The sequence below is a fragment of the Geopseudomonas aromaticivorans genome (assembly GCF_019097855.1).
Taxonomy (GTDB): Bacteria; Pseudomonadota; Gammaproteobacteria; order Pseudomonadales; family Pseudomonadaceae; genus Geopseudomonas; species Geopseudomonas aromaticivorans.
Genome location: NZ_JAHRGL010000014.1, coordinates 33,195 through 54,432, shown reverse-complemented (window position 1 = coordinate 54,432; position 21,238 = coordinate 33,195). Strand labels below are relative to the sequence as shown.

At 66.3% G+C, this 21,238-nt stretch carries 17 protein-coding genes; 9 read left to right on the top strand and 8 right to left on the bottom strand.

Annotated features, from left to right (window positions below; all coding sequences use genetic code 11):
* Nucleotides 1–123: 123 nt before the first annotated feature.
* Together KRX52_RS05940 and KRX52_RS05935 are read left to right on the top strand one after the other, a co-directional pair.
* Nucleotides 124–1,467, top strand: coding sequence for an OprD family porin (locus KRX52_RS05940; protein WP_217680382.1), 1,344 nt, complete (start codon nt 124–126; stop codon nt 1,465–1,467).
* Nucleotides 1,468–2,001: 534 nt separating this feature from the next.
* Entirely contained in the window at nt 2,002–3,342 is a 1,341-nt protein-coding gene (locus KRX52_RS05935; RefSeq protein ID WP_217680380.1) for an OprD family porin, read from the top strand.
* A 61-nt stretch (nt 3,343–3,403) separates the two neighbouring features.
* Here KRX52_RS05935 and KRX52_RS20935 read toward each other — a convergent pair whose 3' ends face one another.
* On the bottom strand, nt 3,404–6,349 hold the full coding sequence (locus KRX52_RS20935) for a bifunctional diguanylate cyclase/phosphodiesterase (RefSeq protein WP_217680378.1): 2,946 nt from the start codon (nt 6,347–6,349) through the stop codon (nt 3,404–3,406).
* A 318-nt stretch (nt 6,350–6,667) separates the two neighbouring features.
* Here KRX52_RS20935 and KRX52_RS05925 point away from each other — a divergent pair, with 318 nt between their 5' ends.
* The 7 genes from KRX52_RS05925 (at nt 6,668) to KRX52_RS05895 (ending at nt 12,299) form a co-directional block, all read left to right on the top strand.
* Nucleotides 6,668–7,306 (top strand): peroxiredoxin, encoded by a 639-nt coding sequence (locus tag KRX52_RS05925; RefSeq protein WP_217680377.1) that lies wholly within the window; start codon nt 6,668–6,670, stop codon nt 7,304–7,306.
* 82 nt (nt 7,307–7,388) lie between these two features.
* Nucleotides 7,389–7,976, top strand: coding sequence for an NADPH-dependent FMN reductase (ssuE, locus tag KRX52_RS05920; protein ID WP_217680375.1), 588 nt, complete (start codon nt 7,389–7,391; stop codon nt 7,974–7,976).
* A 146-nt stretch (nt 7,977–8,122) separates the two neighbouring features.
* A complete protein-coding gene (locus KRX52_RS05915) occupies nt 8,123–9,085 on the top strand; it encodes a sulfonate ABC transporter substrate-binding protein (RefSeq protein ID WP_217680372.1) in 963 nt (320 codons plus the stop codon).
* Nucleotides 9,086–9,196: 111 nt separating this feature from the next.
* On the top strand, nt 9,197–10,345 hold the full coding sequence (gene ssuD / locus KRX52_RS05910; RefSeq protein WP_217680370.1) for an FMNH2-dependent alkanesulfonate monooxygenase: 1,149 nt from the start codon (nt 9,197–9,199) through the stop codon (nt 10,343–10,345).
* A gap of 80 nt (nt 10,346–10,425) precedes the next feature.
* Nucleotides 10,426–11,217, top strand: coding sequence for an aliphatic sulfonate ABC transporter permease SsuC (gene ssuC, locus KRX52_RS05905; RefSeq protein ID WP_217680368.1), 792 nt, complete (start codon nt 10,426–10,428; stop codon nt 11,215–11,217).
* Nucleotides 11,214–12,011 (top strand): aliphatic sulfonates ABC transporter ATP-binding protein, encoded by a 798-nt coding sequence (ssuB, locus tag KRX52_RS05900; protein WP_217680366.1) that lies wholly within the window; start codon nt 11,214–11,216, stop codon nt 12,009–12,011. Before ssuC ends, ssuB begins: the two co-directional genes overlap by 4 nt.
* Before the next feature lie 72 nt (nt 12,012–12,083).
* Nucleotides 12,084–12,299: a TOBE domain-containing protein gene (locus KRX52_RS05895; RefSeq protein WP_090310682.1), complete on the top strand. Its 216-nt coding sequence runs from the start codon at nt 12,084–12,086 to the stop codon at nt 12,297–12,299.
* Nucleotides 12,300–12,388: 89 nt separating this feature from the next.
* Here KRX52_RS05895 and cfaB read toward each other — a convergent pair whose 3' ends face one another.
* The 7 genes from cfaB to atpG all read right to left on the bottom strand — a co-directional run bounded on the left by cfaB (nt 12,389) and on the right by atpG (nt 21,199).
* Nucleotides 12,389–13,573 carry a C17 cyclopropane fatty acid synthase CfaB gene (gene cfaB / locus KRX52_RS05890; protein WP_217680364.1) on the bottom strand — a complete coding sequence of 395 codons (1,185 nt, stop codon included), beginning with the start codon at nt 13,571–13,573 and terminating at the stop codon, nt 12,389–12,391.
* A gap of 463 nt (nt 13,574–14,036) precedes the next feature.
* Nucleotides 14,037–15,872 (bottom strand): glutamine--fructose-6-phosphate transaminase (isomerizing), encoded by a 1,836-nt coding sequence (glmS, locus tag KRX52_RS05885; protein WP_217680362.1) that lies wholly within the window; start codon nt 15,870–15,872, stop codon nt 14,037–14,039.
* A gap of 14 nt (nt 15,873–15,886) precedes the next feature.
* Nucleotides 15,887–16,651: a DeoR family transcriptional regulator gene (locus tag KRX52_RS05880; protein ID WP_217680354.1), complete on the bottom strand. Its 765-nt coding sequence runs from the start codon at nt 16,649–16,651 to the stop codon at nt 15,887–15,889.
* Between the two features lie 309 nt (nt 16,652–16,960).
* Entirely contained in the window at nt 16,961–18,328 is a 1,368-nt protein-coding gene (gene glmU / locus KRX52_RS05875; protein WP_217680352.1) for a bifunctional UDP-N-acetylglucosamine diphosphorylase/glucosamine-1-phosphate N-acetyltransferase GlmU, read from the bottom strand.
* Between the two features lie 85 nt (nt 18,329–18,413).
* Complete coding sequence (locus tag KRX52_RS05870; RefSeq protein ID WP_217680350.1) at nt 18,414–18,848, bottom strand: F0F1 ATP synthase subunit epsilon; 435 nt, start codon at nt 18,846–18,848, stop codon at nt 18,414–18,416.
* A 76-nt stretch (nt 18,849–18,924) separates the two neighbouring features.
* The gene (gene atpD / locus KRX52_RS05865) at nt 18,925–20,301 is read right to left on the bottom strand and encodes a F0F1 ATP synthase subunit beta (protein ID WP_217680348.1); all 1,377 of its coding nucleotides are present in this window, start codon (nt 20,299–20,301) and stop codon (nt 18,925–18,927) included.
* 28 nt (nt 20,302–20,329) lie between these two features.
* Nucleotides 20,330–21,199, bottom strand: a complete 870-nt coding sequence (gene atpG, locus KRX52_RS05860; protein ID WP_217680346.1) for a F0F1 ATP synthase subunit gamma — start codon at nt 21,197–21,199, stop codon at nt 20,330–20,332.
* Between the last annotated feature and the right edge of the window lie 39 nt (nt 21,200–21,238).

Below are 21,238 nucleotides of genomic sequence, written 5' to 3'. Positions count from 1 at the left end.
AACTTAGCTTGGTTTTCGCCGACACCTCACGTCGTAACCATCGTCGGCCGCTGACTGCCCATTCGACCACGAAACGCCCGCACGGCCGCCTGACAAGCATTCGAATATCTGGAGCATCGAGCAATGAACAAGTCCACTCTGGCCCTGGCCATTGTGGCGGGCATCGTGGGTCTGCCATCCGTGCAGCAGGCGTCCGCCGCAGGTTTCATCGAGGACAGCAAGGCCAGCCTCGGCCTGCGCAATTTCTACTTCAACCAGGACGTGCGCAGCGCCGATGTGCCGTCGTTCAAGGAGTGGGGCCAGGGTTTCACCCTGAACTACCAGTCCGGCTTCACCCAGGGCACCGTCGGCGTCGGCGTCGATGCCATCGGCCTGCTCGGCGTCAAACTGGACTCCGGCAGCCGCGTCAACAAGGCCGGCCGCAGCCGCACCCCCGGCCAGTTGTTCCCGCTGGAAAGCGACGGCAGTGCGGTGGACGAGTTCAGTCACCTGGGCCTGACCGGCAAGCTGAAAGTGTCCAAGACCGAGGCGCGCCTCGGCACCCTGCAGCCCAGGCTACCGGTAGTGGTGTACAACGACGGCCGCCTGCTGCCGCAGACCTTCGAGGGCGGCCAGATCACCTCCAACGAGATCGACAACCTGACCCTGATCGGCGGCCAGCTGGAGCACACCACGCTGCGCGCCTCCAGCGACCGGCAGAGCCTGAAGGCCCATGTCAGCGCGACCGAGGACAGCAACAAGTTCTACTACGGCGGCGCCGACTACCGCATCGGCAAGAACCTGCTGCTGCAGTACTACTACGGCAACCTCAAGGAGTTCTACCAGCAGCACTTCCTCGGCCTGACCCATACCCAGGCCCTGCCGCTGGGCAGCCTGGTCACCGACCTGCGCTACTTCGACAGCCGCTCCGACGGCAAGAACGCCAGTGCTGCCGGCCGCGCCGAAGGCTACAAGGTCGGTGGCGACCTGGCGCGTGCGGCCGGCGATCCGGACAAGGGCGAGGTGGACAGCCGGCTGTGGAGCGCCCAGTTCACCTGGAAGGTCGGCGGTCACGCCCTCGGCCTGGGCTACCAGGAAAACAACGGCGACAGCGAGCTGGCGCGCCTGCACAGCGGGCCGGGGGTCAGCGACTACACCATCGGCGGCCGCTTCATCGGCAGCTTCATCCGGCCCGACGAACGCACCTGGATCGGCTCGTACAGCTACGATTTTGCCGCCCTCGGCGTGCCCGGCCTGAGCGCCGCACTGATCTACAACAAGGCCGATAACATCGCCATAGCCGGCAGCCGCCGCGAGGGTAGCGAATGGGAACGCGACCTGCGCCTCGGCTACGTGGTGCAGAGCGGCGCCCTCAAGGGCCTGGGCTTCGCCTGGCTGAACGGCTCACTGCGCAGCAGCGACCTGCCCGTCCAGACCAATGTCGACGAGAACCGCCTGCTGGTCAGCTACAGCCTGCCGCTGCTGTAAGCCGCCCCCGGCAGCCGGCCCTGCCGCGCTGCCGGTTTTCCCATCGCCCGTCTGTAGCGTTGTATACAAAACTACATAACCCGACCGCCTTCAGCGCCCAACCGACAGGGCCGGCGGGCGTTTTCTCGCTCCGGCAATCAATCTCAACTCATTGATTTTAAAGGTTTTAATCCTCATATTTCGCCGCTGGCAACCCTTTTGCTTGGCTTCTCCTGCCCTGATCAAGGCGACCTGTTTGCCGAGGGCCAGCGATCGAAGGAGAACGCCATGAACAACAGCGCTTGCGGCGCAGACACTGCTCGACTCCTCCTCCGCCAGCCAGGTCTGCTCGGCGCGGCAGGGCTGCAGTGTCGCCCTGCCTCTTTTATTTCTAAATAGAATTTAAAAATAAATAATTATTCTTTTTAGATTTATAAAGTCTCCAGTAACCTCGCAGCCGACATAGGACTGCGATACCTCAGTCATCTTTCGCCGGTGCGGTATAGCCCACTCGGTAACACCCGGGACGCCCCGTCTATTCATGGAGAACAAGCAATGAACAAGTCCCCCCTGGCCCTGGCCGTGTTTGCCGGCACCCTGGGCGCCGCCCTGTCCGGTGCGGCTCATGCCGACTTCATCAAGGACAGCAAGGCCAGCCTGACCCTGCGCAACTTCTACTACGATCAGAACACGCTGAATAAGGACAACGCTCCGTCCGCACACGAGTGGGGCCAGGGTTTCATCTTCAACTACGCCTCCGGCTTCACCGAGGGCACCGTCGGCTTCGGCGTGGATGCGATCGGCCTGCTCGGCGTACGCCTGGACGGCGGCGGCGACGGTGACGCCACCGACAGTCGCAAGCCGGGTCAGCTGTTCCCGCTGGACAGCGATGGCACGGCGGTGAGCGAGTACAGCAAGGCCGGGCTGACCGCCAAGGTCAAGCTGTCGAAGACCGAAGCGCGCCTGGGCACCCTGCAGCCCAAGCTGCCGGTGGTGACCTTCAACGACGGCCGCCTGCTGCCGCAACTGTTCGAGGGCGGGCAGATCACCAGCAACGAGATCGACGGTCTGACCCTGACCGCCGGCCAGCTGGAGCACACCAAGACCCGCAGCTCCACCGACGACCTCGGCCTGCGCATCGGCGGCGCCAAAACGGTCAACGGTATCCAGGCCGACACCAACAAGTTCTACTTCGCCGGCGGCGACTACAAGCTGACCAAGGACCTGACCGCGCAGTACTACTACGGCAACCTGGAAGACTTCTACGACCAGCACTTCCTCGGCCTGGTGCACAACTGGGCGCTGCCGGTGGGTGCGCTGAAGAGCGACCTGCGCTATTTCGACAGCAGCTCCGACGGCAAGAACGCCAGCACCGCCGGCCGCGCAGAAGGCTACACCAGCAGCGGCTACTGGAACGGTGGCAGCAAGAACCCCGACAACGGCGAAGTCGACAACCAGACCTGGAGCGCCCTGTTCACCTACACCCTGGGTGGCCACGCGCTGAGCGCAGGCTACCAGCAGGTGTCCGGCAGCAGCGCCTTCCCGTTCCTCAACCAGGGCGACGGCTCCACCGCCTACCTGATCACCGACGTGCAGATCAACAAGTTCCTCAGCGCCGGCGAGCGCACCTGGCAGGCCGGCTACGCCTACGACTTCGCCAAGCTCGGCGTGCCGGGCCTGAAGGCCAGCGCGCTGTACCTGAGCGGCGACAACATCCATGCCGCCGGCAGCGACAAGAAGGAATGGGAGCGTGACCTGCGCCTGGACTACGTGCTGCAGGAAGGCACCCTCAAGGGCCTGGGCTTCACCTGGCGCAACGCCTCGCTGCGCGGCAACGCTACCAACGACCAGGACGAGAACCGCCTGATCGTCAGCTACACCCTGCCGCTGCTGTAAGTCTCCACCGGCAGCGCGGCCCGCGCTGTGCTGCCGGCTTGCCCGCAGTGCAGTGCCGCGCTCAGCTCGGGGTTGCGGCCAGCGCGGGGGTCTTTCCCGCCTGCTGCAGGTGTCGACGCGCGAAGGCTTCGAACTCCGCCGCCGGCAGCGGCTTGCTGTACAGGTAGCCCTGCACCTCGTCGCAGCCCAGGCGCTCAAGCTCGTCCCGTTGCGCCGCCGTCTCCACCCCTTCGGCGATGGTCAGCATGCCCAGGCTGCTCGCCATGCCCAGAATCGCCCGCACGATGGACTGGTCGTGGCCGTCCTGGTTGATGTGCTGCACGAAGGACTGGTCGATCTTCAGCTTGTGCACCTCGAACTGCTTGAGGTAGCTCAGCGACGAATAGCCGGTGCCGAAATCGTCGATCGACAGCAGCACGCCCAGCGCGCGCAGACGCCGCACCACCGCGATGGCCGCCGCCGGATCGTGCATGGCCACGCTCTCGGTCAGCTCCAGCTCCAGGCAGTGGGCCGGCAGACCGGTTTCCTGCAGGACGTCGACGACCAGCTCGACCAGCCCGGGATGGCGGAACTGCGCCAGCGACAGGTTCACCGCCATGGTCATCGCCGGCGGGTAGCCCTGCTCCAGCCACTGCTTCATCTGCCGCGCCGCGCTGCGCAGGACCCATTCGCCGACCTGCAGGATCTGCCCGCTGCCCTCGGCGACCGGAATGAACTCGGCCGGGCTGATCACGCCCAGCTGCGGGTGGGTCCAGCGCAGCAGGGCTTCGGCGCCGACCAGGCGCCGGCCGTCGATGCTCACTTGGGGCTGGAAGCACAGGTGCAGCTCGTGCCGGTCCAGCGCCTGGCGCAGCGCGCTCTCCAGCTGCAGGATGCGCGCCGACTGGTGCTGCATTTCCGCGGTGAAGAAGCGGTAGCCGTTGCGCCCCTCCTGTTTGGCCCGGTGCATGGCGATATCGGCGCGCTGCGACAGGCTGTCGAAGTCGCGGCCATCCTCGGGGAAAACCGCGATGCCGATCGAGGCGTTGATCGCCAGGCTGTGTTCGCCAACCTCGCAGGGGCTGGCCAGCAGCGCCTTCAGCCGCTCGGCGGCATGCGCCGCGCCCTTGGCATCGGTATAGGGCAGGACGAAAACGAATTCGTCGCCGCCCTGGCGCGACACGGTGTCCTCGTCGCGCAGGGCGGCCTTCAGGCGCTGGGCGACTTCGACCAGGAAGGCGTCGCCGACCCGGTAACCCAGCGAGTCGTTGATGTGCTTGAAGTGGTCCAGATCCATGTACAGCACCGCCAGCGGCTGGTGGCTGCGCTCGGAGAGTCCCAGCGCCTGCTCGCAGCGGGAAGCGAATAGCTTGCGGTTGGGCAGGTCGGTCAGCGCGTCGAAATGCGCCAGGCGCTCGATACGCTGCTCGTCCAGCTTGCGCTGGGTGATGTCTTCCTTGATCGCCAGGTAATGGGTGGGCTGGCCGGCATCGTCGAAGACCGGCGAGATCAGCACCGACTCGGTGTACTCGCTGCCGTCCTTGCGCTGGTTGACGAACTCGCCACGCCAGGCCCGGCCACTGGTGAGGTGCTGCCACATGTCCTCGTAGGTGCTCTGCGGGGTCTTGCCGGAATGCAGCAGCTTGGGGTTTTGACCGATGGCCTCCTCCAGGCTGTAGCCGGTCGCGCGGGTGAAGGCCTGGTTGGCGTATTCGATACGCGCATCGAGGTCGGTGATGACGATGGTGCTCGCGCTCTGCTCCACCGCCTGGCTCAGCTTGCGCAGGGTCGCTTGGTCGCGGGTGCGCGCGGTGACGTCGCGCGACAGCATGACAAAGCGTGGCGCGCGGTCGTGGTCCTGGCGCATGACCGACACCGACAGCTCGAAACAGTGGATGCCGTCGGCCAGCGGGAGCTGGATCTGCTGGCCTGACGCATAGCCGTTGGCGTGCGCCTCCTGCAACGCGGCCATGCAGATGCGGGCGGCCTCGACCGGCAGCACGTCGTACACCGTCCGGCCGAGCAGCGGATCGGCATCGGCGCCGGTCGCCAGTTGCTCGTTGCGCGGCGCGTGCACCTGCAGGTAGCGGCCGTCGCGATCGAGCTCGAACAGCAGGTCGGGAATCGCCTCGAGAATGGCCTGGGAGTGCCGGCGGGCATCGCTGAGCGCGCCATAGGGGGCGGTGATCATCTCGACGAACACCGCGCGATACAGCAGCAGGTAGGCCAGCACCTTGTAGACGTGGCCCATCAGGTTGAACACGTCGGTGGCCGAGGCATACCGGGTGAAGAACAGCTCGCTGAAGATCATCGCCAGCACCGCAGCGAGCAGCAACGCGACGTTGCAGCCACTGGCCTGGCGCAGGCGGGCGAGCAGCACGGCGACGGTGAGCAGATGGACGCCGATCACGCCGTACTCGGCCCACAGCTTGAACGGGGTGAGTCCCTGGCCGGCGACGAAGGTCGCCGGCAGCCACTGCGGCTGCTTGAGGAACAGCCAGTGCAGCAGCGCCACGCCGAGCAACACGCACAGCAGGGGCACGAAGCGGCGGCGCTCGCGGCGCAGTCCCTGCTCGGCGCCCACCGGTGGCCAGGGCAGCCAGGCGACCAGCAGCAGCGCCAAGGCGGCCAGATAGCGGGCCACCAGCCAGAAGTGGATGGCCTTTTCCACGCCGCTGGGGGTCACGTAGTCGGGCATGCCAAGGAACGACAGCATGTGGGAAAAGTCGAGGATGGCGACGCCGATGAAGCCGCAGGCCAGCAGCAGGATGTTGCGCTGCGGGTGCAGGCCATGGGTGCTCCAGCCGACGGCGAAGACCAGCACGGCCACGGCGATGGCGGTGGTTTCCAGCAGCATGTGCCAGGCCAGGTAGCTGGTGACCGGCGGTATCGCCGCGGCGAACTGGGTGGTCAGCAGCATGCCGGCCAACAGGATGGCCAGCACCGCCAGGGGCTGGCCGAGTGAGTCCCGGTGTTGCGGATGAACCTGCTGCAAGCCGAATCGCACGCGCTCGGTACCTCTGTCCATGAACCGACTGTCGTTACCGGAGAAATCCGGCAGGCACCAGTGTGACAGTCTTCCACGGCGCCAATGTGACGCGGAATGTGCCTGTCTGACCGCCACCCGTCAATGATTGCCTGGGCTGCGCCGACCATGGTCGCTAGACGGCGCATAGTCGACGATTTAATGGCGCCTGAAGACCTGCTCGGCCACGCCGCTGACGGCGCGTCACCACACCTTCTTATATTAATTAAGGAATAAACAAATCGTTATTTATTCTTTTTAATATCTTTCGCTCCTGCGCATAGTAGCCACCACACACCCTTACAGCAGGAGCGCAACAGGATGAGCATCCGCCTCGGCGATATCGCCCCCGACTTCGAACAGGATTCCAGCGCCGGCCGCATTCGTTTCCACGAATGGCTGGGCGACAGCTGGGGCATCCTGTTCTCCCACCCGGCCGACTTCACCCCGGTGTGCACCACCGAGCTGGGCTTCACCGCCAAGCTGAAAGGGGAATTCGCCCAGCGCGGCGTCAAGGCCATCGCCCTGTCGGTGGACCCGGTGGAGTCGCACCTGAAGTGGATCGAGGACATCAACGAGACCCAGGACACCCAGGTCAACTTCCCGATCCTCGCCGACGCCGACCGCAAGGTGTCCGACCTCTACGACCTGATCCACCCGAATGCCAACGACACCCTCACCGTGCGCTCGCTGTTCATCATCGACCCGGCCAAGAAGGTGCGCCTGATCATCACCTACCCGGCCAGCACCGGGCGCAACTTCCACGAGATCTTGCGGGTGATCGATTCGCTGCAGCTGACCGACCACCACAAGGTCGCCACCCCGGCCAACTGGCAGGACGGCGACGAGGTGGTGATCGTGCCCTCGCTCAAGGACGAGGCCGAGCTCCAGCAGCGCTTTCCCAAAGGCTACCGCGCGGTGAAGCCGTACCTGCGCCTGACCCCGCAGCCTAACCGCTGAAGCCAACCTGTTACCACTTGGGGTTGGGGGCCTGAACGGCAGGACAGGTCCCCTTTTTTATTCGCAACAGAAGGAAACGCAGATGCTGGTGGTATCCCTTTCCGGCAGCCCCTCCCTGCAGTCGCGCTCCGCTGGCCTGCTGGAGTGGTCGCGCCGCTGGCTGAGCGCGCGCGGCGTGGAAGTGGTCAGCTTCGGCGTGCGCGACTTCGCCGCCGAGGATCTGCTCTACGGGCGCTTCGACAGCCCGCAGGTGGTCGAACTGGCCAAGCGCGTGCGCGCCGCCGACGGCCTGCTGGTCGCCACGCCGGTGTACAAGGCCGCCTATTCCGGCGCGCTGAAGACCCTGCTCGACCTGCTGCCCGAGCGCGCCCTGGCCCACCAGGTGGTGCTGCCGCTGGCCACCGCCGGCAGCCCGGCGCACCTGCTGGCGCTGGACTACGCGCTGAAGCCGGTGCTGGCGGCGCTGAAGGCCGAGGAAGTGCTGCAGGGCGTGTTCGCCGACGACCGGCAGACCCGCTACGAAGAGGGTCGCCTGGTCCTCAGCGAGGAGCTGGAACAACGCCTCGACGCCGCGCTGGAGCAGTTCTACCAGGCACTGGCGCGCCGGCCGCGGCACCTGGAGCCCGGCCAGCTCGAGCAGCAGCTGCTCGGCGCGCGCTGGAGCATCTGAACCCCGATTGACCCTGGGCGAGCGTATCTGCGCAGCCCACTGATTCAAGTCCTCGCCCCCACCGGCGAGGCAGCGCAAAGCCCTTACTTGTCCGCCAACGGACCAGCAGGCACCCACCACAACCGACATGCATAAAGGAGAGCGCCATGCGCACAACCTACCTGCGTCGAGGACTGGTCGCCCTGCTGGCTGCAGCGATCTCCTCCGCCGCCCTCGCCGCCGATGATGCCCACACCCTGCGCATCGGCTACCAGAAATACGGCACCCTGGTCCTGCTCAAGGCCAAGGGCAGCCTGGAACAGCGCCTCGCCGATCAGGGCGTCAAGGTGCAATGGACCGAATTCCCCGGTGGCCCGCAGCTGCTGGAAGGCCTCAACGTCGGCTCGATCGACTTCGGCGTGACCGGCGAGACCCCGCCGGTGTTCGCCCAGGCCGCCGGCGCCGACCTGCGCTACGTCGCCTACGAGCCGCCGGCGCCGACCGGCGAGGCGATCCTGGTACCCAAGGGCTCGGCGATCAAATCGGTAGCCGAACTGAAGGGCAAGAAGGTCGCCCTCAACAAGGGCTCCAACGTGCACTACCTGCTGGTGCGCGCCTTGGAGGATGCCGGCCTGTCGATCAAGGACATCACCCCGGTGTACCTGCCGCCGGCCGACGCTCGCGCCGCCTTCGAGCGCGGCAGCGTCGACGCCTGGGTGATCTGGGATCCCTTCCAGGCTGCCGCCGAGCAGCAACTGCAGGCGCGCACCCTGCGCGACGGCAGCGGGCTGGTCGACAACCACCAGTTCTACCTGGCCAGCGGCAGCTATGCGCAGCAGCACCCGCAGGTGGTCGGCGCGCTGATCGAGGAAATCCGCGCCGTCGGCGAAGACTCCAAGGCCGACCCGGCCAAGGTCACCGCCCAGGTCGCTCCGCTGATCGGCTTGAGCCCTGAGATCACCCACAAGGCGGTCACCCGCCAGGGCTACGGCGCCCAGCCGTTGACCCCGACGGTGGTGGAGGCCCAGCAGAAGATCGCCGACACCTTCGCCGACCTCAAGCTGATTCCCAAGCGCCTGAGCATCAAGGACGTGGTCTGGACGCCACCGGCCAAGGTCGCCCAGCACTGACCAGCGTCGCGGGCGCGCCCCAGGCCGCTCGCGACTGCCCCCGCTCACATGAATCATCGCGCGCATGAGCTACGCCCCGCCGCCGGCGCGCCCACTTTCAGGAATACTGCGATGAGTCTGAACATTTTCTGGTTTCTCCCCACCCACGGCGACGGCCACTACCTGGGCACCGCCGAAGGCGCCCGCGCCGTCGACCACGGTTACCTGACCCAGATCGCCCAGGCCGCCGACCGCCTCGGCTTCGGCGGCGTGCTGATCCCCACCGGGCGCTCCTGCGAGGACTCCTGGCTGGTCGCCGCCTCGCTGATCCCGGCTACCCAGCGCCTGAAGTTCCTCGTCGCCCTGCGTCCGGGGATCATCTCGCCGACCGTGGCCGCCCGTCAGGCGGCGACCTTGGATCGCCTGTCCAACGGCCGTGCGCTGTTCAACCTGGTCACCGGCGGCGATCCGGACGAACTGGCGGCCGACGGCCTCAACCTCAGCCACGCCGAACGCTACGAGGCCGCCGTGGAGTTCACCCATGTCTGGCGCAAGGTGCTGGAAGGCGAGACCGTCGACCTCGACGGCAAGCACATCCAGGTCAAGGGCGCCAAGCTGCTCTACCCGCCGATCCAGCAGCCGCGTCCGCCGCTGTACTTCGGTGGCTCCTCGGAAGCGGCCCACGAACTGGCCGCCGAGCAGGTCGAGCTGTATCTGACCTGGGGCGAGCCGCCGCAGGCGGTGGCGGAGAAGATCGCCGACGTGCGCGCGCGCGCCGCCAAACACGGCCGCACGGTGAAGTTCGGCATCCGCCTGCACGTGATCGTGCGCGAGACCAACGCCGAGGCCTGGGCCGCCGCCGAGCGCCTGATCAGCCACCTGGACGACGACACCATCGCCAAGGCCCAGGCCTCGCTGGCGCGCTTCGACTCGGTCGGCCAGCAGCGCATGGCCGCCCTGCATGGCGGCAGCAAGGACAACCTGGAAGTGTCGCCCAACCTGTGGGCCGGGGTCGGCCTGGTGCGCGGCGGCGCCGGCACCGCGCTGGTCGGCGACGGCCCGACCGTGGCAGCACGGGTCAAGGAATACGCCGAGCTGGGCATCGATACCTTCGTGTTCTCCGGCTACCCGCATCTGGAGGAGTCCTACCGCGTCGCCGAACTGCTGTTCCCGCACCTGGACATCGTCCAGCCGCAGCGTCCCGAGAGCCGCGGCTACGTCAGCCCGTTCGGCGAGATGATCTCCAGCGACATCCTGCCCAAAGCGGCAGCCGCCAGCTGAAGCAAGGTGCCCTGATCGCGCCCGCGCGCGATCAGGGCAAAACGGAACGACTTGCTACCGCAAGAGTGACGAGGTCAACGATGAGTACAACGACTATCCACCGGCTGGCCCTGCGCCTGGCCCCCTGGGCACTGCCCGTGGCGCTGCTGGCCGTCTGGCAGATCACCGTGGTGACCGGGCTGCTGTCCACCCGCATCCTGCCGGCACCCAGCGCCGTGCTGAGTGCCGGCTGGGCGCTGCTGAGCAGCGGCGAAATCTGGCAACACCTGGCCATCAGTGGCTGGCGCGCCGGCATCGGCTTTGCCATCGGCGGCAGCATCGGCCTGCTGCTGGGCTTCATCACCGGCCTATCTACCTGGGGCGAGCGCCTGCTCGACAGCTCGGTGCAAATGATCCGCAACGTGCCGCACCTGGCGCTGATCCCGCTGGTGATCCTGTGGTTCGGCATCGACGAGAGCGCCAAGATCTTCCTGGTCGCCCTCGGCACCCTGTTCCCCATCTACCTCAACACCTACCACGGCATCCGCAGCGTCGATGCCGGTCTGGTGGAGATGGCGCGCAGCTACGGCCTGTCCGGCTTTCCCCTGTTCCGCCAGGTGATCCTGCCCGGCGCCCTGCCGTCGATCCTGGTCGGCGTGCGCTTCGCCCTCGGCTTCATGTGGCTGACCCTGATCGTCGCCGAAACCATCTCGGCCAACGCCGGCATCGGCTACCTGGCGATGAACGCCCGCGAGTTCCTGCAGACCGACGTCGTGGTGCTGGCGATCCTGCTCTACGCGGTGCTCGGCAAGCTGGCCGACGTCGCCGCCCGCGGCCTCGAGCGCCTGTGGCTGCGCTGGCATCCGGCCTATCAGAACGGAGGTGCGGCATGAGCGCCCAGGACCTGAAACGCGGCATTCCGCTGCACCTGCATGGCGTGGCCAAAGCCTTCGGCCCGCGCACCGTGCTGCATGACATCGACCTGCACATCCCCGCCGGCCAGTTCGTCGCCGTGGTCGGCCGCAGCGGTTGCGGCAAGAGCACCCTGCTGCGCCTGCTGGCCGGTCTCGACCGCGCCAGCCACGGCGAGCTGCAGGCCGGCAACGCCCCGCTGGCTGAGGCCCGCGAGGACACCCGGCTGATGTTCCAGGAATCGCGCCTGCTGCCGTGGAAACGGGTGATCGACAACGTCGGCCTGGGCCTGTCCGGCGCCTGGCAGACCCAGGCGCTGGACGCACTGGAAGCGGTCGGCCTCGCCGAGCGCGCCCATGACTGGCCGGCGGCGCTGTCCGGCGGGCAGAAGCAGCGCGTGGCCCTGGCTCGTGCGCTGATCCACCGCCCGCGCCTGCTGCTGCTCGACGAGCCGCTCGGCGCCCTGGACGCACTGACCCGCATCGAGATGCAGCAGCTGATCGAGCGCCTGTGGCAGCAGCACGGCTTCACCGTGCTGCTGGTGACCCACGACGTCAACGAGGCGGTGGCGGTGGCCGACCGGGTGATCCTGATCGAGGACGGCCACATCGGCCTCGACCTGCCGATCCCACTGGCCCGCCCGCGCCCGCGCGCCTCGGCCGCACTGGCGGCGCTGGAGGCGCAGGTGCTCGAGCGCGTACTGGCCCTGCCGCCGCAGGCCGAGCTCGCCGAAGCCGTTTCACCCCTGCCCACGCAGCTGCGCTGGGCCCTCTGAACAACACCCCTCTCCCGCCAACGGGAGAGGGGTAAACAACCTGACCTCCCCTACCCCCGAAGGAGCAAGACCATGACCATCAAAGCCATCAACGTGCGCAACCAGTTCAAGGGCACCATCCGCGAAATCATCCTCGGCGACGTGCTGTCGGAGATCGACGTGCAGACCGCTGCCGGCATCGTCACCTCGGTGATCACCACCCGCTCGGTCAAGGATCTGGAACTGGCCGTCGGCAGCGAAGTGATCGCCTTCGTGAAGTCCACCGAGGTGTCGATCGCCAAGCTGTAAGCCCCCGCGCCACGACGCAGCCGCGACGGCGCCAGCAGGCGTCGGCCGCGGCTTTTTTCTGTCGGTCGGTCAAGGCTCGCAGCGCACCCTCAGCGATAGATATCCGCCCGGCTCCACGGCAGGTCGTGCGAGCCGTCGGCACGCGGGCGCACGGCGAGGATCTGGTGCAGGTTGATCCACTCGCGCTCGAAGCCGTAGGCACAGCCGGCCAGGTACAGCCGCCAGATGCGCAAGGCGCGCTCCGGCACCAGCCGCGCGGCTACGTCGAGGTGCTGCTCCAGGCGCTCGCTCCACAAGTGCAGGGTGCGCGCGTAGTGCAGGCGCAGGCTCTCCACATCGACCACCTCCAGGCCTTCCTCGCTCATCCGCGCCACTGCGGTCGCCAGGTGCGGCAGCTCGCCGTGGGGGAACACGTAGCGGCCGATGAACTCGCCGCCGCCGCGGCCGACCGGGCGGCCATCGGTGTGCTTGGCGGTGATGCCGTGGTTCAGCACCAGGCCGCCGGGTTTCACGGCCTGCTGCAGGGTGCGGAAGTACAGCGCCAGGTTGGCGTGGCCGACGTGCTCGAACATGCCGACGCTGACCACCTTGTCGAAGCGGCCGTCCGTCGGCAGGTCGCGGTAGTCCTGCAGCTCCAGCTGCACGCGATCCTGCAGGCCCTCGGCCGCCACCCGCTCGCGCGCCAGCTTGAGCTGTTCGCCGCTGAGGGTGATGCCATAGACCTCGGCACCGAACTCGCGGGCGGCGAAGCGCGCCAGCCCGCCCCAGCCGCAGCCGACGTCCAGCAGCCGCTCGCCGGGCTGCAGGCGCAGCTTGCGGCACAGGTGACGCAGCTTGGCCTGCTGGGCGCTGTCCAGGTCTTCCGTGCCGGTCGCGAAGTAGGCGCAGGAATAGACCATGTCGCGATCCAGCCATAGCCGGTAGAAGTCGTTGGACAGGTCGTAGTGGTAGTGGATGTCCTCGGCGTCGGTGGCCTTGTCGTGCGCCGGCGAGACGGCCGCCGTAGCGTCCGCCTCGCCGAGCAGGGCCGCACTGAGGGCGTCGGCGATGCGCATCACCGCCCCGATCGGCCCCAGGATGTCCATCGCCCCCTCGACATAGGCGCTGCCCAGCAGGTCGAGGCTGGGGCGACCGAGCCGACTCAGCAGCTGCGGATCGCGCACCACCAGCGTCACCAGCGGCTCGGGACCGAAGTCCAGTTGATGACCGTCCCAGAGCTGCAGTCGCAATGGCAGTTGCAGGCTGCGCAGGGCCGGCGGAAGTTGCGCCAGCATGAACCATCCCCCGTTGCGTGGAATCCCTTTCAAGGGTAGACCAGCCACAGAAGATCGGCGGCCGTCGATGTTCCACGTGGAACACTGGTGTTCCTCCGCGCTCGCGATCCGCAAATCGCCCGGACGAAAACGACAATGCCCGGCGCGGGCCGGGCATTGTGGTAACTGATCATGAAGAATAAAGTCTGTCGGGGCGCCGAGCTTGCAAGCCCTGATCCACAAGGAGCAGCGCCAGCCCCACCTGGACCGGAAAGTCTGTCGGGACGGTCTGGACCAAACCAACATCTGGCGCCTCTTTGAATAAAAGCTGTCGAGCCCCGCCCCTCCAGAGCGCGCAAGGACCGCACCAGGCCATTGATCGCAGCCGTAGACGCTCACTTGCCGGACCACACCTCGACTGACTTTGATCCAGCCCGACAGACTTTATTCTTTCGGAGCATAACCGCCAAATAGCCGGAAGGCCTTACTCCACCGTGACCGACTTGGCCAGGTTGCGCGGCTGGTCGACGTCGGTGCCCTTGAGCACGGCGACGTGGTAGGACAGCAGCTGCAGCGGGATGGTGTAGAGGATCGGCGCCAGCAGGTCATGGATCTGCGGCATGGTCACCACATGGGTGCCTTCACCGTCGCTCATGCCGGCCTGACGGTCGGCGAAGACGATCAGCTCGCCGCCGCGTGCGCGTACTTCCTGCAGGTTGGACTTGAGCTTCTCCAGCAGCTCGTTGTTCGGCGCCACGGTGACCACCGGCATGTCGCTGTCGACCAGCGCCAGCGGACCGTGCTTGAGTTCGCCGGCCGGGTAGGCCTCGGCATGGATGTAGGAGATTTCCTTGAGCTTGAGCGCCCCCTCCATGGCCACCGGATACTGCGCACCGCGACCGAGGAACAGCGAGTGGTGCTTCTCGGCGAACAGCGCGGAGACCTGCTCGACGGTCTTGTCCATCGCCAGCGCCTCTTCCAGGTTGCCCGGCAGGCGGCGCAGCGCCTCGACCAGTTCAGCCTCGACGCCGGCCGCCAGGGTGCCGCGCACCTGGCCGAGGGCCAGGGTCAGCAGCAGCAGGCCGACCAGCTGGGTGGTGAACGCCTTGGTGGACGCCACGCCGATCTCCGGACCGGCGTTGGTCAGCAGGGTCAGGTCGGACTCGCGCACCAGCGAGCTGGTGCCGACGTTGCAGATCGCCAGACTGGCCAGGTAGCCGGCCGACTTGGCGTTGCGCAGGGCGGCCAGGGTATCGGCGGTTTCCCCGGACTGGGAGATGGTGACGAACAGCGAGTCGGGCTGCACCGCCACCTTGCGGTAGCGGAACTCGCTGGCCACCTCGACCTGGCAGGGCATACCGGTCAGCTCCTCCAGCCAGTAGCGGGCGACCATGCCGGCATGGAAGCTGGTGCCGCAGGCGACGATCTGCACGTTGCGCACGCGGGCGAACAGCTCCGCCGCCTGCGGGCCGAAGGCCTGTACCAGCACGTGATCGGAACCCAGGCGACCTTCCAGGGTGCGCTGCACCACGCGCGGCTGCTCGTGGATTTCCTTGAGCATGAAGTGGCGGTACTCGCCCTTCTCGGCCGCCTCCGCGCCCTCGTTGAACTGCACGGTGTCGCGCTGCACGCTGCGGCCTGCGGCATCCCAGATCTGCACGGCATCACGGCGGATCTCGGCGATGTCGCCCTCCTCCAGGTAGACGAAGCGGTCGGTGACCTGGCGCAGGGCCAGCGGGTCGGAGGCGAGGAAGTTCTCGCCCAGGCCCAAACCGATCACCAGCGGGCTGCCACTGCGCGCGGCGAGGATGCGGTCCGGCTGCGCGGCGCTGATCACCGCCAGGCCGTAGGCACCATGCAGCTCCTTGACCGCCGCCTTGAGCGCCTCGGCCAGGTCCGGCACGCTCTTCAGCGTGTGATGCAGCAGGTGGACGATGGTCTCGGTGTCGGTCTGCGAGGTGAACAGGTAACCGAGGCCCTCGAGCCGCTCGCGCAGCTGCTCGTGGTTCTCGATGATGCCGTTGTGCACCACCGCCAGCTCCTCGCCGGAGAAGTGCGGATGGGCGTTGGCCTCGCTGGGCACGCCGTGGGTGGCCCAGCGGGTATGGGCGATGCCGAGGCGGCCGAGCAGCGGCTCTTCCACCAGCGCCTGTTCCAGTGCGGCGACCTTGCCGATGCGGCGGCTGCGACGCAACAGGCCATCATTGGTGTAGACCGCCACGCCGGCGCTGTCGTAGCCGCGATATTCGAGGCGCTTGAGGCCTTCGATGAGGATCGCACTGACATTCCGCTCGGCAATCGCGCCGACAATTCCGCACATGCTGGTTCTCCTTGCTATACGTCGGCGCAGATCAGCTTGATGCCACGCGCCAGAATCTGTTCGCGCGCCTCGGTGTCGAGACGCGCATCGGTAATCAGAGTGTGGATGCTGCTCCACGGCAGCTCCAGATTGGGCATGCGCCGGCCGAGCTTGTCGGCCTCGGCCATGACGATCACTTCGCGCGCCACCTCGGCCATGACCCTGGACAGGCCCAGCAGTTCATTGAAGGTGGTGGTGCCGCGCGCCAGATCGATACCGTCGGCGCCGATGAACAACTGGTCGAAATCGTAGGAACGCAGCACCTGCTCGGCGACCTGGCCTTGGAACGATTCGGAATGCGGATCCCAGGTGCCCCCGGTCATCAGCAGCACCGGCTCCTGCTCCAGTTCGCGCAGGGCATTGGCCACGCTCAGCGAATTGGTCATCACCACCAGGCCGGGGCGACGGTCCAGCTCGGGGATCAGCGCCGTGGTGGTGCTGCCGCTGTCGATGATGATCCGCGCATGCTCGCGGATGCTGGCCGCCGCCGCACGGGCAATGGCCTGCTTGTACGGCGACACCGGCTGGCTGTGCTCGGCCACCAGCTCGTGCGGCATCGGCACCGCCCCGCCGTAGCGACGCAGCAGCAGGCCGTTGTTTTCCAGCGCGGCGAGGTCCTTGCGGACGGTGACTTCCGAGGTTTCGAAGTGACGGGCCAGCGCCTCGACATGCACTTCACCCTGCTCGGCGAGCAGGGCGAGGATGGCATGCCGACGTTGTGGTGTGTTGCGTTTCGACATTCGCAAGTTTCGATTCGTAACTTTATAGGTGTGAATCAAAACTCAGGAAGGCGCAGGCGTCAAGTGACTGTGGACAGAACTATCCACAGAACGATGGCCGGCGCGCAAAGACCATCTTGGCAAAGCTGTGTGGATAAAAGATCTGCCGCGGCGTTATTTCTATCCACAGGCTGAAGTACCGATCAGCCTGGGTTGCCTGTGGAAAACCCTGTTGCGGAGTTTTCCACAGGCGCTGGAGCAGACTGAGCACTGCGGACAGTTATCCACACCGCGCAGGGTGCGCCACGCGTACCGACAGGCCGGTGCGATTCAGGCCTTGGGCTTCTTCACCGGGCGCTGCCAGCCATCGATGTTGCGCTGGCGCGCCCGACCGACCGCCAGGGTGTTGGCCGATACTTCGCTGGTGATCACCGAACCGGCGGCAGTGGTGGCACCGTCGCCGATGGTGACCGGGGCCACCAGCGAGCAGTTGGTACCGATGAAGGCATCCACGCCGATCACCGTGCGGTGCTTGTTGGCGCCGTCGTAGTTGCAGGTGATGGTGCCGGCGCCGATGTTGCTCAGCGCCCCGATCTCGGCATCGCCCAGGTAGGCCAGGTGGCCGGCCTTGGCGCCCTCGCCCAGCACCGCGTTCTTCAGCTCGACGAAGTTGCCGACGTGCGCCCTGGCGCCCAGCACGCTGCCCGGACGCAGGCGGGCGAACGGCCCGCAGTCGGCGCCCTCACCCAGCTCGGTGCCTTCCAGGTGGCTGTTGGCCTTGACCACCGCGCCGCGGCGCAGGGTGCTGTTGCGGATCACGCAGTTGGGGCCGATCTCGACATTGTCCTCGATGACCACCCGGCCCTCGAGGATCACGTTGATGTCGATCAGCACGTCGCGACCGACGCTGACCTCGCCGCGCACGTCGAAGCGTGCCGGATCGAGCAGGGTCACGCCTTGGGCCATCAGCCGGCGCGCGGCGCGCTGCTGGTAGTGGCGCTCCAGCTGCGACAGCTGCAGGCGGTCGTTGGCGCCCTGCACTTCCATGGCGTCCTCCGGCTGCGCGGTGGCCACCGTCAGGCCGTCGGCCACCGCCATGGCGATCACGTCGGTCAGGTAGTACTCGCCCTGCGCGTTGCTGTTGGACAGCAGGCCCATCCACTCGGCCATGCGCGCGCCGGGCATGGCGAGGATGCCGGTATTGCCCTCGCGGATCGCCAGCTGCTCGGGACTGGCATCCTTCTGCTCGACGATGGCGCTGACCTGCCCCTGGGCGTCACGAATGATCCGGCCATAGCCGGTGGGATCGGCCAGCTCCACGGTGAGCAGAGCCAGCTGCGCCGGGCCGGCGTGGGCCAGCAGGCGCTCGAGGGTCGGCGCCTCGATCAGCGGCACGTCGCCGTACAGCACCAGCACCTGCGCGGCAGTGATGAACGGCAGCGCCTGGGCCACCGCGTGGCCGGTGCCGAGCTGCTGCTCCTGGAGGACGAAGTTCAGGTCGTCGGCCGCCAGACGCTCGCGCACCGCTTCGGCGCCGTGGCCGATGACCACATGGATGCGCTGCGGCTGCAGCGCCCGGGCGGTGTCGATGACATGACCGAGCATGGGCTTGCCGGCGACCGGGTGCAGGACCTTGGGCAGCGCCGAACGCATGCGGGTGCCCTGACCGGCGGCGAGGATGACGACTTCCAGACTCATGACGCGATTTTCTCCATGAAAAGAAAAAGGGGGTAGCCGAAGCTACCCCCTTTCATATACATCAGGCGACCTTCCGCAAGGCGGATCAGTGCGCCATACCACCGAACTTCTTGCGCAGTTCCTGAATGGTCCGCAGCTGTGCAACAGCTTCGGCCAGACGGGCGGAAGCGGTGCCGTAGTCGAACTCGGCACCCTTCTCGCTGAGGGCCTTCTCGGCAGCCTTCTGGGCTTCGAGAGCCGCTGCTTCGTCGAGGTCGGCAGCTCGGATCGCGGTGTCGGCGAGGACCTTCACCGTGTTCGGCTGCACTTCGATGAAACCGCCGGAGATGTAGTACACCTCTTGCTCGCCACCCTGCTTGATCACTCGCACCGGACCCGGCTTGAGATCGGTCAGTAGCGGGGCGTGGCCCAGCAGAATACCGATATCACCCATGCTACCGTGGGCGACGACCATTTCCACCAGCCCCGAGAACAGCTCTTCTTCCGCACTGACGATGTCGCAGTGGATTGTCATAGCCATATTTCATGCCTCGGTAAGCAGGCGGCGCTACCGGGTAGCCGCCGCCTGGTCGAGCGCCCGCCAGCGGGCGCGCCAGTTACAGTTTCTTGGCTTTTTCGACGGCTTCGTCGATGGTGCCGACCATGTAGAACGCCTGCTCCGGCAGGTGATCGTAATCACCGTTGAGGATGCCGGCGAAACCACGGATAGTCTCTTTCAGCGGAACGTACTTGCCCGGGGCGCCAGTGAACACTTCGGCCACGAAGAACGGCTGGGACAGGAAGCGCTGGATCTTACGCGCGCGGGATACCAGCTGCTTGTCGGCTTCGGACAGTTCGTCCATGCCGAGGATCGCGATGATGTCCTTCAGTTCCTTGTAGCGCTGCAGCACGTACTGCACACCGCGGGCGGTGTCGTAGTGCTCCTGGCCAACTACCAGCGGATCCAGCTGACGGGAGGTGGAGTCCAGCGGGTCGACGGCCGGGTAGATACCCAGCGAGGCGATGTCGCGGGACAGTACCACGGTGGCGTCGAGGTGGGCGAAGGTGGTCGCCGGGCTCGGGTCGGTCAGGTCGTCCGCAGGCACGTATACGGCTTGTACCGAGGTGATCGAGCCATTCTTGGTGGAGGTGATGCGCTCCTGCAGAACGCCCATTTCCTCGGCCAGAGTCGGCTGGTAACCCACCGCGGACGGCATACGACCCAGCAGCGCGGACACTTCGGTACCGGCCAGGGTGTAACGGTAGATGTTGTCGACGAACAGCAGAACGTCGCGGCCTTCGTCACGGAACTTCTCGGCCATGGTCAGGCCGGTCAGCGCCACGCGCAGACGGTTGCCTGGCGGCTCGTTCATCTGACCGTAGACCAGGGCTACCTTGTCCAGAACGTTGGAGTCCTTCATCTCGTGATAGAAGTCGTTACCTTCACGAGTACGCTCGCCCACGCCGGCGAACACGGAGTAACCGCTGTGTTCCATGGCGATGTTGCGGATCAGCTCCATCATGTTCACGGTCTTGCCGACACCGGCGCCACCGAACAGACCGACCTTACCGCCCTTGGCGAACGGGCAAACCAGGTCCATGACCTTGATGCCGGTTTCCAGCAGCTCGTTGCCGCCGGCCTGCTCCGCGTAGGACGGGGCAGCGCGGTGGATGCTCCAGCGCTCTTCCTCGCCGATGGGGCCCGCTTCGTCGATCGGGTTGCCCAGGACGTCCATGATGCGGCCCAGGGTCTGCTTGCCAACCGGCACGGAGATGCCGGTGCCGGAGTTGCTCACGGTCAGGCCACGCTTGAGGCCTTCGGTGGAACCCATGGCGATGGAACGAACCACGCCGTCGCCCAGCTGCTGCTGGACTTCCAGGGTGGTCTGCGCGCCTTCGACTTTCAGCGCGTCATAAACGCTCGGCACCTGATCGCGCGGGAATTCCACGTCGATAACGGCGCCGATGATTTGAACGATACGTCCGCTACTCATATCTGGTTCCTCTGAATATTTGAACCTGTTAAACCGCGGCAGCGCCGCCGACGATTTCCGAGATCTCTTGCGTGATCGCTGCCTGACGCGCCTTGTTGTAGATCAGCTGCAGATCTTTGATCAGCTGACCGGCGTTGTCGGTGGCATTCTTCATGGCGATCATCCGCGCCGCCTGCTCACAGGCGTTGTTCTCGATCACGGACTGATACACCTGCGATTCGACATAGCGAACCAGCAGGGCATCCAGCAGTTGCTGGGCGTCGGGTTCGTACAGGTAATCCCACAGGCCCTGCTTCGCGCCGTCGTCGGCCTCGGTAGCGGGAGCCAGGGGGAGCAATTGTTCAACCGCCGGCTTCTGGGTCATGGTGTTCACGAACTTGTTGGACGCCAGGTACAGGCGATCCAGCTGACCTTCGTTGAACCGATCCAGCATGACCTTGACGCTGCCGATCAAGTCATTGACCGACGGCGCATCACCCAGGTGGCTGACCGCAGCAACCACGTTGCCGCCGTAGCTGCGGAAGAAGCTGGCACCCTTGCTGCCGATGACGCAGAACTCTGCCTCAACGCCCGCATCGGACCAGTCCTTCATGTTTTTGATCAGGGCCTTGAACAGGTTGATGTTCAGGCCACCACAGAGACCACGGTCACTGGATACCAGGATGTAGCCGACACGCTTGACCGGACGCTCCACCATGAAGGCATGGCGGTATTCCGGGTTGGCCTTGGCCAGGTGACCGATCACCTCACGGATACGCACCGCGTACGGACGGCCGGCGGCCATGCGCTGCTGAGCTCTGCGCATCTTGCTGACCGCCACTTTTTCCATGGCGTTGGTGATCTTCTGCGTGCTCTTGATGCTCGCAATCTTGCTGCGAATCTCTTTTGCGCCTGCCATGTGACACCTTTCGGGTTAGCAGGCGGGAGCCTTGCGGCT

Excerpts from the sequence above, each read along its gene's own strand:
- cfaB (WP_217680364.1), bottom strand. The coding sequence starts at position 13,573 with ATGCTGGCGCAACTTCCGCCGGCCCTGCGCAGCCTGCAACTGCCATTG.
- ssuD (WP_217680370.1), top strand. The coding sequence starts at position 9,197 with ATGAGTCTGAACATTTTCTGGTTTCTCCCCACCCACGGCGACGGCCAC.
- KRX52_RS05895 (WP_090310682.1), top strand. The coding sequence starts at position 12,084 with ATGACCATCAAAGCCATCAACGTGCGCAACCAGTTCAAGGGCACCATC.
- glmS (WP_217680362.1), bottom strand. The coding sequence starts at position 15,872 with ATGTGCGGAATTGTCGGCGCGATTGCCGAGCGGAATGTCAGTGCGATC.
- ssuE (WP_217680375.1), top strand. The coding sequence starts at position 7,389 with ATGCTGGTGGTATCCCTTTCCGGCAGCCCCTCCCTGCAGTCGCGCTCC.
- KRX52_RS05870 (WP_217680350.1), bottom strand. The coding sequence starts at position 18,848 with ATGGCTATGACAATCCACTGCGACATCGTCAGTGCGGAAGAAGAGCTG.
- ssuC (WP_217680368.1), top strand. The coding sequence starts at position 10,426 with ATGAGTACAACGACTATCCACCGGCTGGCCCTGCGCCTGGCCCCCTGG.
- ssuB (WP_217680366.1), top strand. The coding sequence starts at position 11,214 with ATGAGCGCCCAGGACCTGAAACGCGGCATTCCGCTGCACCTGCATGGC.
- KRX52_RS05880 (WP_217680354.1), bottom strand. The coding sequence starts at position 16,651 with ATGTCGAAACGCAACACACCACAACGTCGGCATGCCATCCTCGCCCTG.
- atpG (WP_217680346.1), bottom strand. The coding sequence starts at position 21,199 with ATGGCAGGCGCAAAAGAGATTCGCAGCAAGATTGCGAGCATCAAGAGC.
- glmU (WP_217680352.1), bottom strand. The coding sequence starts at position 18,328 with ATGAGTCTGGAAGTCGTCATCCTCGCCGCCGGTCAGGGCACCCGCATG.
- KRX52_RS05925 (WP_217680377.1), top strand. The coding sequence starts at position 6,668 with ATGAGCATCCGCCTCGGCGATATCGCCCCCGACTTCGAACAGGATTCC.
- atpD (WP_217680348.1), bottom strand. The coding sequence starts at position 20,301 with ATGAGTAGCGGACGTATCGTTCAAATCATCGGCGCCGTTATCGACGTG.
- KRX52_RS05940 (WP_217680382.1), top strand. The coding sequence starts at position 124 with ATGAACAAGTCCACTCTGGCCCTGGCCATTGTGGCGGGCATCGTGGGT.
- KRX52_RS20935 (WP_217680378.1), bottom strand. The coding sequence starts at position 6,349 with ATGGACAGAGGTACCGAGCGCGTGCGATTCGGCTTGCAGCAGGTTCAT.
- KRX52_RS05915 (WP_217680372.1), top strand. The coding sequence starts at position 8,123 with ATGCGCACAACCTACCTGCGTCGAGGACTGGTCGCCCTGCTGGCTGCA.
- KRX52_RS05935 (WP_217680380.1), top strand. The coding sequence starts at position 2,002 with ATGAACAAGTCCCCCCTGGCCCTGGCCGTGTTTGCCGGCACCCTGGGC.